A 13,210-nucleotide genomic window follows, 5' to 3' on the forward strand; every position below is an offset into this window, starting at 1 on the left:
CCGCCCGTGTGAAGATCGCGCCGATTCGCAATTTGTTTCGTTGAAGCGACCTTTTACTCTCAAGACAACCCCGTCGGGCTGGTGATGACTTTCCCCTGGTTTCCGTTGATCCTCAATTTCGTGCTGCTGGCCGCTGCCATCCTGATCTGCAATGCGTTGAACAACGCGCGGCGAGAGCTTGTCTGGAACGGCGCACTGCTCTTTGTTGGCTTCTCCATTCTCGCGATGGTGCTGGACTTCGTTCTGACTTTCGTCTTCGCATCAGCGACGACGACGGACAAGGAGCACTACATCGATTTATCGTCGTTATCTGCCTGTGGAGAGCGCGCGATTGCTTACGTGATTCCGTGCATGGTTGCGGCCATCATGGCGCTGAGATTCCGTCTGCGCGACCGCAGCGAGGACGAGCCATCCGTGATGATCCAGACGTCCGAATACACGCAGTCCGAATTGCGTTATTGACTGGCGCTTGTTCGGAGGCCGATTGTGCCTTGACAGAATGAACGCCATTTGCTTCGTGCAGGAGTGAATTGCTCGGAACTTCGCTCGAAAATGAGTCCGCCGGTTCAAAATTTCGAAAGTCTCTGATATACTTTTCCTCTTTCGGGGCGTAGCGCAGCCTGGTAGCGTACCTGCATGGGGTGCAGGTGGTCGGAGGTTCAAATCCTCTCGCCCCGACCAGTTTGATGAAGGACTTAGGCTTAACCGCCTAGGTCCTTTTTTCGTTTACTTCCTGATCGGTCAACGATTTTGCTGCGCTGCACGCATCCGAGTGCGCCTTCCCCGCGTATAGACATTTGTGAGCACCATTCGAGTTTCTTTTCAAGGTGCTCACAACGCTATCAATCAACTATAAAAGCCAAGGCCAGACAAGCCGGCGCAGTTCCACCGCGACCTGTACTGCCGCATTCCGGGGAAACACATATGTCAGCCAGCAAGAGCAACAATTTACGCAAGCCAGCCCGCAAAAAGACAAACAACCCCGCCTTCGACAGCAAGCTCTGGCCCGTTCACGCCATGATCGTGTCCAGAAGCGCATCCCATATCGCAAGCACGTTGTCAGCGCAGCCGCGCATCAATGCACTCGCCGAAGCGCTCGCGGAAGTCGCGCAGGATTTCGGCGATGACGCCATCGACGGCTTCCTGATCGCCCTGAAAAGCTGGTTCGTCCAGCGGGAATACGGCGCCGCCATAGAATTGATCGGGTACTTCCAGGAGCATGGCCGCCTGCCCGAAATCGCGCAGCCGTCGCAAACAGGAGGTCGACGTATATCGCGGCGGAGCTCGAAGGACGACAACGTCACTTCGCTGCGCGCAGCATGACCCAATCGCGAAAACGCCCGGTTATCGTCTAAATAACCGGGCGTTTTTCGAACAGCTTCGCTTATCAACGCAATGCTGAATAAGCCGTCGGCGCCAAAAAGTGATTCTCGATGCGTTCGACGATCGGCGACTTCGCCTCGGTGTCGGCGCGCTTGGCGATCCACTCCGCATCGGCCTGGAACGCGTTCCACTTTTCTTCGCGCTCAGCGAGACTTTCCCACTTCAACAGATAAGTCAGGGCGTGATTGCTCGGGCCGGCGATCGTCGTCCAGAACCCGATCGGTTCGATGCCATATTTCTTGAAGAAATCCAGCGTGATGTTGGTGAACCGGTCGTTCAACGCTGGCAAACGGCCCGGCGCGCAATGATAAATACGCATTTCAACGATCATCTTTTCCCCGTGAACATAAAGTAATGCAGCCGTAAAACAAGCCGCGCTTGGACTCACCACGAGCAATCGTACCGGCGTTTCATCTCATTCGCACGCGGTGCTGCATCAAGCCATCACTGAGCCGCAACCAAGCCAACATCAAGCCTGCTTGGCCGGCCCGAAATCCTCGGCATCGACGTCATAGCCTGACGGTTCCCATCGGATGGCAAGCAACGCGATGAGCCCCGCCAGCGGCGCCACCGCAATGATCCAGAAGACCTTCGTGCCAAGCGCCGCCGAGAGCACAGGAAACAGAAAGAGCGATACAGTCGAACTGGCACGCATCAGCGTCTGGTTGAAACCCACGCCAACGCCCCGCAGCGACGTTGGATAGCTGAGCGACGCGAAGGTCATGCTGTGCGAGCCGGGACCGAATCCCTGGCCGAGCAGGAACACGGCGAGAAAGCCGATCGCCATGACGACTTGTGCGCCGCCGGCCGGCCGCCCGACCACAGCAAGACCGATCAGCGCCGCCAGTTGGAAGGCATAGCCCAGCACGGTCAGCTTCCACGCGCCGACCTTTGGCACGGTGCGCACGGCGATCAGTCCACCTACGAACGCAAAACACAGGTTCAACGCGAGCGAGGCAAGGATGGTGGTGAGCATCGACTGCGCGAGGAAACTCGAGATGATCACGGGCAGGCCAAAGGCCACGGCGTTATACGCAAACGATGAAGCCACGGCAATGATGGTCGCGAGCACGGTCCGGCGAAGATAGACACCACGCAACAACGCGCCGTAGTTGCTCCACGTTGCCTTGTGCACCGGCGCCTTTGTGCCCTGGAGCGCGGTGGCATCGACTTCGACATCGATGCCGTACGAGCGCTTCAATATCTGGGCCGCGCCGCGCAGATCACCCTGGTTCGCGGCCCAGACCGGCGATTCGCTGATGTAGCGGCTGCGGATCGCGATGATCACCAGCGCCGGCAATGCGCCGAAGCCCAGAGTCAGGCGCCACAACCAGCCTGAATGGCTGGCCGGAAGCACGGCGTACAAAGCGAGCACGAGCAGATAGGACACACTGATGGCGGCGTACCACGTCGGGCACCACATCGCGATGCGCGCCGCCTTGTTGCCGCGGCCGTTCAAACGCGAAAACTCGGCGAGAAACGCCATCGCGACAGGCAAATCGATACCGACGCCCAACCCCATCACGAAACGCGCTCCGCCCAGCACCCAGGCATTGGGCGCGAGGCCGCACGCAATCGCCGCGACGACGAAGAAGAACATGTCGGCCATGAAGACGCGGTATCGGCCGATCTTGTCGGTGAGATAACCGCCCAGGAACGCACCGATGATCGCCCCGAAAGTAATGGCCGACGCGACAAAACCCGTTGCCGCCGGCGTCAGCGAAAACTCGCGGGCGATATCCTTGATGCCGAACGCTAGCGCGCCGAGATCGTAGGCATCGAGGAAAACACCACCCAACGCAATCGCGATGACGATGCGCGCATCGCTTCCCACTGCAGCGCCGCGGTTGACGAGCTGGGAGACATCGGCGGCACTGCGGATGACGGGACGCGCTGCGTCGGAGGCCGAAGACGCAATTGCGGGCTCTGCCGCGAAGGAAGTAGACATGGGATGGGCTACGCTGAATGAAGCCGGAAAATAAGCTGTAAAAAAGCTATCAAGCGCGCGATGGTACCGGCGCGCGTGCCTCATCCCAAATTCATTTTTGTTATTTGATGAATGAAGGCGGAGCCAATCCGCCTTTCGTTTCGAATTACTGTTGCGGCATTGCCGCCATTGCTTCCCGGATCTGTTCCGGGCTCAAATCACGGGTATGCGTTGCGAGCGACCAGCGGTGACCGAACGGATCTTCGACCTGGCCATACCGGTCACCCCAGAACATGTCGGTCACCGGCATGATGACCTTGGCACCCGCGTCAACGACTTGAGCGAACGCGGCATCTACGTCGTTCACGTATAAATGCAGCGTCACCGGCGAGCCTTTCAATGTGAGCGGACTATGATTGCCGCAATTCTCGAACTCTTCGGCAAGCATCAGCGTGGAATCGCCGATACCCAGCATGGCGTGCATCACCGTGCCGCCAGGTCCGGGCAGCCGCGTGTGTTCGACTGCATTGAACGCCTTGATATAAAACGCGATTGCGTCGGCGGCGCCTTTGCAAACCAGATGAGGCGTAATCGTATGCATCCCGTCCGGGATTGGCTTGACTGTAGACGTGGGCATTGCAGTGCTCCTTGATTGAGAGGATTTGACCACCAGAGCCGGCGCAGCTCGAGCGCCTGCCATAACGCGACGTGCCAAACCCTGATAGATCGACAAACTCAGTCAAAAAAACTGGGTGAGCCATTCGTGCTGCGCCGCCATCTTTGAATTTATCGTATCCATGCAAACCGCAGTACTTTTTGCCATCTAAAATTACGTTCGAAGTACATACATGAATCACTTTTACCGTTAATCCGGGCATTGCAGGCAATCTCGATGCATAATCCCGTTCGGCTGGAAATCTTGAACAAACGTGTGGTGAGACGATTCAAGGGTTGATTACGTTAATTGACTGATTTAATGCGAACTTTATTTCTCTGACCATTTACCTTTCTTCTGATTGAATCGCCTGTTGTTTATATGGCTTGGGCTGCTTCTCTCTTCCAGTGAAGCGCGATACCGTTCTACGTTTACATACGCAGCCTCGCTTCCGTCCCTTTAAATAAAGCTAAAGTTTTACTGCCGGTGGCCGAAAGCCCATCTATGGACCACGAACTTAACACTCCCGACAACTCCAATGATCCGACCTTTCTACGAGCTCGGGCGTTGAGCATCAGTGTCGGCGCAATTCGCAAGGCGCAAGGAAAGGCGTCTCCCGCTGACTTTCCGGTAGGAACTGTAGAGTGGCATGCAGTCGTCGAAGATTTCGCCAATGATGTGTTGAAGGCAATGCTCTCGGAACCGGATTTACCGCTGATCGAAATCCGGCGCGACAATGCGAGAAAATGACGAGGCGTGAAGCCATTAACAATCATTTTCCAATTCGTCAGTCCGATAAAGCCAAAAGGCGTCGCTGATTAATCGGCGACGCCTTTTCGCGTACATGAAACTGGCCTTTGACCCAGCCTCTCGTTCAGCCTCTAACTCATCCGCCCAATAAATCGATCACTTTAAGCAAATCTTTACGCAACTGATCGACATCGACCGAGACATTCACCTCGGATACTCCACCCGACTCTGCAATGTCGTCAGTATCGGCGGCATTCCCATTCGGACGTCCGTGTGAATCGAGCCGGTTACGCGCGCCGTTGATGGTAAAACCCTGTTCATACAACAGTTCGCGAATGCGGCGGATCAGCAGGACTTCATGATGCTGGTAATAACGACGATTGCCCCGCCGCTTCACGGGCCGCAGTTGCGTGAATTCCTGTTCCCAGTAGCGCAGCACATGCGGCTTGACGCCGCAAAGCTCGCTCACTTCACCAATGGTGAAGTAGCGTTTGGCAGGGATTGGAGGCAGGACGACTTTTTCCATCGTCAATCAACCGTGGTGGTGAATGTCGCGAAACTTGCGGATATCGCTAATAAGCGCTCGGGCGATACATACCGTATGCCCGTCACTTCAGCGGCCGAAACTGTTTTCAGCACCAGCTTCCACCAGCGCTTTCAACTTCTGACTCGCATGAAACGTGACGACACGGCGCGCCGCAATGGGAATGGCTTCTCCCGTTTTTGGATTACGGCCGGGACGCTGCGGTTTGTCGCGCAATTGGAAGTTGCCAAAGCCGGATAGCTTGACACTGTCGCCGCTTTCAAGGGCGTCGCGAATCACCTCGAAAAATGCTTCCACCATGTCTTTGGCTTCGCGCTTATTCAACCCGACATGGTCGAATAGCATCTCCGCCAATTCGGCTTTGGTGAGCGTAGGCGTTTCCGCCGTTGCCGCACCGTTCGAAGTGGAGACGTCTCGGATCATGGCGCTGCGTTGCGCCGAAAGAAGGGCTTCGAAATCACTCGAGTTCATTTGGTTCATATCGAAAAAATGGCGTGACGATGAAGACGGAGGGGGCCAGCTACTGGCTATCCGCGCAATCGCGCGCCATGTACTCGAGTCAAGCGTTCCACCAATGTTTTGATGGCCGTATCGACCGTTTCGTCCTGAAGCGTCCCGCCAGTATCTTGCAACGTTACACGGAAGGCAAGGCTTTTCTCATGCTCACCCAACCCACCGGAAGTGCTTGATTTTGGACGGAATTCATCGAATAAAGCAAGCTTCGTGATGTACTTGCAGGCGGGCTCCGAACGAGCGCTTTCGAGCTCGTCGAGGAGCGCCTGAACCTCCACTTTCTGGTCAACGACAACCGCGATATCACGGCGGACCGGCGGAAATTTTGTCACGTCGGCGGGCACCGGCAGCGCACGCTGCATCAGTGCTTCAGCTTCGATTTCGAACAACACCGGCGCGTGCGGCAAGTCGTACTTTTGCATCCAGCGCGGATGCAGGTCGCCGACCCAGCCCACCGCGCGGCCGTCGATCTCGATGCGGGCACTGCGCCCCGGATGCAGCGCCGGATGTTCCGCCTTCACGAAACGCGGCGTTACCGGCGCAAACAAGGCCTCGACGTCGCCTTTAACATCGAAGAAATCAACGGCGCGCGACGGCGCGCCCCATTGTTCTTCGAGCGCCGGGCCATAAGCCAGGCCACCGATCATCTTCGGTTGAGCGAATCCTTCAACCGCCAACTCGCCCGCCTTGATCGACGGGTCGTGCAGGAAAACGCGGCCGGCTTCGAACACACGAATCCGGTCCGCGCGACGGTTCAGGTTGTAGCGCAAGACACTGATCAGGCTGCCGAACAGCGTGGTCCGCATCACCGAAAGCTGGCTTGCAATCGGATTGAGCAATTTCACCGGGTTCGCATTTCCGGCGAAATCGGCTTCCCATTCGGCATCGACGAAACTGAAGTTCACCGTTTCTGCATAATCGCGCGCGGCCACAGCATGACGCAGCACGTGAATGGACCGCTTGGTCTCGTTCGTCGGCCGCATTTCGCTAATCGCAACAGGCGGACGCGCCGGAATCTTCTCGAAACCGTAAATGCGCGCGACTTCTTCAATCAGGTCTTCTTCAATCTCGATATCGAATCGATACGGCGGCGGCGTCACCGCAAAGACATCGCCGTCGTGCGTGAATTCCAGGCCGAGCCGCGTGAAGATTTGCGCGATCTCTTCAGCACTGATCTTCACGCCGATAATCCGGTTCGCGCGCGTGACACGCATGTTCACCGGCTCACGTTTGGGCACGTTGAGCGTCTGGTCATCGACTGGACCGGCGTTGCCGCCGCAGATATCGAGAATCAGGCGCGTAATGCGTTCGATATGTTCAACCGTGGTCGAGAAATCCACGCCGCGTTCGAACCGATGCGCCGCATCCGTCGAAAAGTTGTACTTGCGCGCGCGGCCGCGAATGCTGTCCGGCCACCAGAACGCGGCTTCAAGATAGATGTTCGTGGTATCGAGCGACACGGCCGTGCTGTCACCGCCCATGATTCCGGCGAGGCTTTCGACTTGCTGGGCATCCGAGATCACGCCGACGGATTCATCCAGTTCAACCGTGTTGCCGTTGAGCAGTTTGAGCGTCTCGCCCTTCTTGCCCCAGCGCACTTCGATTCCGCCGTGGATCTTGTCCAGGTCGAACACATGCGACGGACGGCCGAGTTCGAGCATGACGTAATTGGAGATATCGACGAGCGCGGAAATGCTGCGCTGTCCCGAGCGTTCGAGGCGTTCAATCATCCAGGCCGGCGTTTTAGCGTGCGCGTTTACACCGCGGATCACGCGGCCGGAGAAACGCCCGCACAGGTCCGGCGCCGACACTTTGACCGGGAGGATTTCATCGAGGGTCGCCGTCACCGGCTTGAAATCAAGCGCGTGCAGTGGCGCACCCGTGATCGCAGCAGTTTCGCGCGCCACACCAAACACCGACAAACAATCAGCCTTGTTCGGCGTGAGCTTGATTTCGAAGACGGTGTCATCGAGATTCAGCGTCTTGCGGATGTCCTCGCCAATTGGCGTCTCGGCGGACAGGATCATCAACCCGCTATGATCTTCCGACAATTTCAGTTCACGCGCCGAGCACAGCATGCCCTGGCTTTCCACGCCACGCAACTTGGACAGCTTGATCGCGAAAGGCGCACCACCGGCTTCAGCCGGCGGCAATTCCGCGCCGACCAGGGCAACGGGCACCTTGATGCCCGGCGCCACATTCGGCGCGCCGCAAACAATGGTCAGGGTCTCGCCTGTACCGGCATCGACCTGACAAACATTGAGCTTGTCAGCATTGGGGTGCTTCGCCACTTCCAGCACTTGCCCAACAACGATCTTCGTAGTCGGCGGCGCGACCGGCGCGAGCCCCTCAACTTCGAGACCCGCCATGGTGAGCGCGTGCGAGAGTTCGTCGGTCGACAGCTTCGGATCGACGAAAGTTCTAAGCCAGGATTCCGGGAATTGCATGTGTGTCTAGTTCGAAATGAGGTGTGTCTGCGTCTGGACGACGGCCTGTTGCAACATGCTCCAAGACAGATTTCTCAGGCAAATTGCTCAAGGAAACGCAGATCGTTTTCGAAGAAAAGGCGCAGATCCTGCACGCCGTAGCGCAGCATGGTCAGGCGTTCGAGACCGCTGCCGAACGCAAAGCCGATATACCGTTCCGGATCGAGTCCCATGTTGCGGATCACGTTGGGATGCACCTGGCCCGAGCCGGAGATCTCCAGCCATTTACCTGCGTTCTTGCCATGCTCGAACATCATGTCGATCTCGGCGGACGGCTCGGTAAATGGGAAATACGACGGCCGGAAGCGCACGAGAATGTCATCGCGCTCAAAGAATTTCTTCAGGAAGTCCGAGTACACGCCTTTCAGGTCGGCAAAGCTGATGTTCTCTTCAATCCACAGGCCTTCGACCTGGTTGAACATGGGCGAATGCGTGGCGTCGCTGTCCACACGATACGTCCGGCCCGGCACGATCACCTTGATCGGCGGCTTGTTCATGCGCGCGTAGCGCACCTGCATTGGACTCGTATGCGTGCGCAGCAGCAGTTGCCGCCCGTCGGCATCTTTCCCGTCGATATAAAACGTATCCTGCATCGAACGCGCCGGATGATTTTCCGGGCTGTTCAAAGCAGTGAAGTTGTACCAGTCCGTCTCGATTTCCGGGCCGTCGGCCACATCGAAACCAATCGTGCTGAAAATCTGTTCAACGCGTTCCCACGTGCGCATGACCGGATGCAGGCTTCCGGCGCCAGGCCCACGGCCGGGCAACGTGACATCGATCGATTCCGATGCAAGCCGCTGGTTCAGCAACACGTCCGCCAGCGCCTGACGGCGCGCGTTCAGCGCTGCTTCCACTTGCTGCTTGACCGCATTGATGCGCGCACCCTCGGTCTTACGAGTGTCGGGATCGAGCTTGCCCAAGCCCTTCAGCAGATCCGTGAGTACCCCGGACTTGCCGAGAAAGCGGGCCTTTTCGTTTTCGAGCGTGACCGCGTCTGCGGCGTGTTCGAAGGCATTTCGCGCGTCGGCGACAATCTGGTCCAGATCCATTGATCCCATCATTTCATCGTCAAAATTCTTCTGATCGTTCCCGGGCCAGTTTTCAACCCGGCTTCACCAACAAAAACGGGGCTCTTGTCGAGCCCCGTTTTCTGTTGAAGCACTGTCCTTGATCACAGCCGGACAACGCTCCAACGAACCACGCAGTACCAATCTCGCCAATAAGCTCGATCAGGCTGCAACGGCGGCTTTTACCTGCTTGACGATCGCAGCAAAAGCAGCCTTGTCGAACACAGCCATGTCGGCCAGCACCTTGCGGTCGAGTTCGATCGAAGCCTTCTTCAGGCCATTGATGAACACGCTGTACGTCATGTCGTGCTGACGCACCGCAGCGTTGATACGCGTGATCCACAAAGCACGGAACACACGCTTCTTGTTGCGGCGATCGCGATAGGCATATTGCCCTGCGCGCATGACCGCCTGCTTGGCGATGCGATAGACGTTATTGCGACGGCCGCGGTAACCCTTGGCCAGCTTGATGATCTTCTTGTGACGGGCCCGTGCGGTAACCCCACGTTTGACTCTAGGCATAGTGCGCTCCTGTGAGTGTCAGTTAAGGGTTAAGCGAACGGCAACATTGCGCGCACAGAATTCATGTCAGATGCATGAACTTCCGTGGAACCGCGCAGATGGCGTTTTACCTTGGTGGTCTTCTTGGTAAGAATGTGACGCTTGAAGGCTTGACCACGCTTGATGGTACCGCCCGGACGCACCACGAAGCGCTTTGCAGCACTCTTCTTGGTCTTCATCTTCGGCATGAACTACTCCAGTTTATTAGATGGATATGGGTGTGCGGTCGATCCAATCGATCCTGACCCGCCCTTCGAAACCCACATACCACTTATGAGCGGCGAACTTTGACAATCACCGCTTTTTCATGAGCGCCGCCATTATCAGGCAACGCCCTGAAACCTGCTCATTCGATGCCGCGCAGACCCAAGAATCTCCGGTCGCGCGATCCATCGACATTACTTCTTTTTCTTCGGGGCCATGACCATGATCATCTGGCGCCCTTCCATCTTCGGCATTTGCTCGACCTGGCCATGCTCTTCGAGGTCAGCCTTCAGCCGCTCGAGCACGCGCATGCCAATTTCCTGGTGAGCCATTTCCCGGCCGCGGAAACGCAACGTGATTTTCGTCTTGTCGCCGTCTTCGAGGAAGCGCGTGAGGTTGCGCAGTTTCACGTTGTAGTCACCGTCGTCGGTGCCAGGACGGAATTTGACTTCCTTGACCTGAACGATCTTCTGCTTGAGTTTTGCCTCGTGCTGCTTCTTGGCTTCCGAATACTTGAACTTGCCGTAGTCCATCAACCGGGCGACAGGCGGAACAGCCTGAGGCGCGATTTCGACGAGATCCACGTCTTGTTGTTCCGACATGCGGAAAGCATCGGCGAGCTTCACGATTCCTAGCGGCTCATTGTCCACTCCGACCAGGCGCAACTCAGGTGCCGTGATTTCCCCGTTGATGCGATGTGCAGACTTATCAGTAGCGATGTTACGTTTCCTCTAAAAATTCAAAAAAACTAGCCGCGCTGCGGGTGGGCTTACTTGTACGCCTGCACGTCCTGCTGCAGACGCTCAAGGAATGCATCGACCGGCATAACGCCAGCGTCGATACCGCCACGAGCACGCACGGCTACGGTATGGGCATCACGTTCTTTGTCCCCGACTACCAGCAGATACGGGACCTTTTGCATCGTGTGCTCGCGTATTTTATAACTAATCTTCTCGTTGCGCAAATCGCTCTCTACTCTAAGCCCTTGTTTTTGCAACGATTGGGTCAGTTCCTGTGCATAGTCGGCCTGACTTTCCGCGATGTTCAGTACCACAGCCTGCACTGGCGCGAGCCACGACGGCATTGCACCAGCATGGTGCTCGATCAAAATACCAAGGAATCGCTCCATGGACCCGACGATTGCACGATGCAGCATCACCGGACGCTTGCGGCTATTGTCTTCGGCCACGTACTCGGCGCCCAGCCGCTCCGGCAGAACCATGTCGAGCTGCAGCGTCCCGCATTGCCATGAGCGGCCAAGCGCGTCCTTGATGTGATATTCGATCTTCGGACCGTAGAACGCGCCTTCGCCCGGCAATTCTTCCCAGGTCAGACCACAGGCCGTCAGAGCGTCGCGCAGGCCTTGCTCGGCGCGGTCCCAGGTTTCATCGGTGCCGGCACGGGCGTCAGGACGCAGCGACAGTTTGATGTCGATGTGATCGAAGCCGAAATCCTTGTAGATGCTCATCGCGAGCGTGTTAAACGCGATCGATTCTTCAATGAACTGGTCTTCGGTACAGAAAATGTGTGCGTCGTCCTGAACGAAGCCACGCACGCGCATCAAGCCGTGCAGCGCGCCGGACGCTTCATTCCGATGACACGAGCCGAATTCCGCGTAACGCAGCGGCAGGTCGCGATACGAACGCAAACCATGATTGAACACCTGCACGTGGCCGGGGCAGTTCATGGGCTTGATGGCGTAGTCGCGCTTTTCGGATTCCGTCGTGAACATGTTTTCACGATAGTTCTGCCAGTGACCCGACGCTTCCCAGAGGGAGCGGTCCATGATCATCGGCGTCTTGATTTCGAGGTATCCGACTTCGTTCAGGCGGCGGCGAATGTATTGCTCGACCTGCTGCCAGATCGCCCAGCCCTTCGGATGCCAGAACACCATGCCCGGCGCTTCTTCCTGCAGATGGAACAGATCGAGCTGCTTCGCGAGCTTGCGGTGATCGCGCTTCTCGGCCTCTTCCAGCATGTGCAGATACGCTTCCTGGTCTTCCTTCCTGGTCCAGGCCGTACCGTAGATGCGCTGCAGTTGCTCGTTCTTCGAGTCGCCGCGCCAGTAGGCGCCTGCAACCTTCATCAGCTTGAAGACTTTCAGCTTGCCGGTCGACGGCACGTGCGGGCCGCGGCACAGGTCGGTGAACCCGCCATGTGAGTAGAGCTTGATGTCGTCGGTAGACGGGATCGATTCGATGATCTCCGCCTTGTATTTCTCGCCGATGCTCTTGAAGTAGTCCACCGCTTCGCCGCGAGTAACGACCCGACGTGAAACCGGTTCGTCCTTCTTTGCGATCTCGGCCATGCGCTTCTCGATCTTCTCGAGGTCTTCCGGCGTGAAGGGACGGCTGTACGCGAAGTCGTAGTAGAAGCCGTTTTCGATTACGGGACCGATGGTGACTTGCGCTTCCGGATACAGGTCCTTGACCGCGTAGGCAAGCAAATGCGCGGTGGAGTGACGAATGATGTCGAGACCGTCGGCGTCCTTGTCCGTAACGATCGAGAGCGATGCATCACGCTCGATCAGCGTGGAGGTATCGACGAGTTCGCCGTCGAGCTTGCCGCCCAGAGCGGCCTTGGCAAGTCCTGCGCCAATCGATGCGGCAACTTCCGCAACCGTCACCGGGTGGTCGTACTGGCGAACTGACCCGTCGGGCAAACGTATCGAAACCATTTCGTTCTCCAAGACGCCGAAAGCCGGCGTCCAAGTTCATTCAACAATGCCTTGCAAGACGCGAAACTACCGCGCGAAGACAAAAAAAATGCGGCCCCACATTCGAGGGGCCGCATTCACTTTTCCTACAACTGCAAAGGCGAAAGTGGTCCTCGACTAGCGTCGTTCCGAAGTTGTATCGGTCAACGTTCGCGGTGCCATCTTGTTCATTTGCCTTTCGCGCCAAGACGCTTGCTGCAGTTTTGAAAATCCGGCGAACCGGACTTTCACTTTCGTTGGTAGGCTCGATTGGACTCGAACCAACGACCCCCACCATGTCAAGGTGGTGCTCTAACCAGCTGAGCTACGAGCCTGAAGAAGCGAAATTATATGGTGCGTTTTGAATCCTGGCAAGTGCTTTCATGCGATGACACTGAAGATATTCGTCGATACGTTTAAGAAGC

At 57.0% G+C, this 13,210-nt stretch carries 14 protein-coding genes and 2 tRNA genes; 4 read left to right on the plus strand and 12 right to left on the minus strand.

Annotated elements, in window-relative coordinates; genetic code table 11:
- Window positions 1–84 precede the first annotated feature (84 nt).
- The 3 genes from AXG89_RS15175 to AXG89_RS15185 all read left to right on the plus strand — a co-directional run bounded on the left by AXG89_RS15175 (window position 85) and on the right by AXG89_RS15185 (window position 1,323).
- On the plus strand, window positions 85–462 hold the full coding sequence (locus AXG89_RS15175; RefSeq protein WP_062170084.1) for a hypothetical protein: 378 nt from the start codon (window positions 85–87) through the stop codon (window positions 460–462).
- 142 nt (window positions 463–604) lie between these two features.
- Window positions 605–681, plus strand: a tRNA-Pro gene (locus AXG89_RS15180).
- Between the two features lie 243 nt (window positions 682–924).
- Window positions 925–1,323 (plus strand): hypothetical protein, encoded by a 399-nt coding sequence (locus AXG89_RS15185; RefSeq protein WP_062170085.1) that lies wholly within the window; start codon window positions 925–927, stop codon window positions 1,321–1,323.
- A 64-nt stretch (window positions 1,324–1,387) separates the two neighbouring features.
- Here the strand turns inward: AXG89_RS15185 and AXG89_RS15190 are convergent, their stop codons facing one another.
- From AXG89_RS15190 to AXG89_RS15200, 3 genes are all read right to left on the minus strand, one after another.
- Entirely contained in the window at window positions 1,388–1,714 is a 327-nt protein-coding gene (locus AXG89_RS15190; protein ID WP_062170086.1) for an NIPSNAP family protein, read from the minus strand.
- Between the two features lie 138 nt (window positions 1,715–1,852).
- Window positions 1,853–3,331, minus strand: coding sequence for an MFS transporter (locus AXG89_RS15195; protein WP_062170656.1), 1,479 nt, complete (start codon window positions 3,329–3,331; stop codon window positions 1,853–1,855).
- Between the two features lie 145 nt (window positions 3,332–3,476).
- Window positions 3,477–3,947: a VOC family protein gene (locus AXG89_RS15200; RefSeq protein WP_061999723.1), complete on the minus strand. Its 471-nt coding sequence runs from the start codon at window positions 3,945–3,947 to the stop codon at window positions 3,477–3,479.
- A 522-nt stretch (window positions 3,948–4,469) separates the two neighbouring features.
- Here AXG89_RS15200 and AXG89_RS15205 point away from each other — a divergent pair.
- On the plus strand, window positions 4,470–4,715 hold the full coding sequence (locus AXG89_RS15205; protein ID WP_061999724.1) for a hypothetical protein: 246 nt from the start codon (window positions 4,470–4,472) through the stop codon (window positions 4,713–4,715).
- A gap of 136 nt (window positions 4,716–4,851) precedes the next feature.
- On the opposite strand, the gene AXG89_RS15210 is transcribed toward AXG89_RS15205, so the two are convergent.
- The 9 genes from AXG89_RS15210 to AXG89_RS15250 form a co-directional block, all read right to left on the minus strand.
- On the minus strand, window positions 4,852–5,241 hold the full coding sequence (locus tag AXG89_RS15210) for a MerR family transcriptional regulator (RefSeq protein ID WP_062170087.1): 390 nt from the start codon (window positions 5,239–5,241) through the stop codon (window positions 4,852–4,854).
- An 87-nt stretch (window positions 5,242–5,328) separates the two neighbouring features.
- Complete coding sequence (locus tag AXG89_RS15215; protein ID WP_061999726.1) at window positions 5,329–5,739, minus strand: integration host factor subunit alpha; 411 nt, start codon at window positions 5,737–5,739, stop codon at window positions 5,329–5,331.
- A 47-nt stretch (window positions 5,740–5,786) separates the two neighbouring features.
- Window positions 5,787–8,219, minus strand: coding sequence for a phenylalanine--tRNA ligase subunit beta (gene pheT, locus AXG89_RS15220; protein WP_062170088.1), 2,433 nt, complete (start codon window positions 8,217–8,219; stop codon window positions 5,787–5,789).
- Between the two features lie 74 nt (window positions 8,220–8,293).
- A complete protein-coding gene (gene pheS, locus AXG89_RS15225; protein ID WP_062170089.1) occupies window positions 8,294–9,307 on the minus strand; it encodes a phenylalanine--tRNA ligase subunit alpha in 1,014 nt (337 codons plus the stop codon).
- Window positions 9,308–9,487: 180 nt separating this feature from the next.
- Window positions 9,488–9,847: a 50S ribosomal protein L20 gene (gene rplT, locus AXG89_RS15230; RefSeq protein ID WP_007585475.1), complete on the minus strand. Its 360-nt coding sequence runs from the start codon at window positions 9,845–9,847 to the stop codon at window positions 9,488–9,490.
- Window positions 9,848–9,876: 29 nt separating this feature from the next.
- Entirely contained in the window at window positions 9,877–10,074 is a 198-nt protein-coding gene (gene rpmI, locus AXG89_RS15235; protein ID WP_031359004.1) for a 50S ribosomal protein L35, read from the minus strand.
- Window positions 10,075–10,284: 210 nt separating this feature from the next.
- Complete coding sequence (infC, locus tag AXG89_RS15240; protein WP_075359824.1) at window positions 10,285–10,809, minus strand: translation initiation factor IF-3; 525 nt, start codon at window positions 10,807–10,809, stop codon at window positions 10,285–10,287.
- A 50-nt stretch (window positions 10,810–10,859) separates the two neighbouring features.
- Window positions 10,860–12,767 carry a threonine--tRNA ligase gene (thrS, locus tag AXG89_RS15245; RefSeq protein WP_062170090.1) on the minus strand — a complete coding sequence of 636 codons (1,908 nt, stop codon included), beginning with the start codon at window positions 12,765–12,767 and terminating at the stop codon, window positions 10,860–10,862.
- A 276-nt stretch (window positions 12,768–13,043) separates the two neighbouring features.
- A tRNA-Val gene (locus AXG89_RS15250) sits at window positions 13,044–13,120 on the minus strand.
- Window positions 13,121–13,210: the final 90 nt, after the last annotated feature.

It is taken from the genome of Burkholderia sp. PAMC 26561, from assembly GCF_001557535.2.
Lineage (GTDB): Bacteria > Pseudomonadota > Gammaproteobacteria > Burkholderiales > Burkholderiaceae > Caballeronia.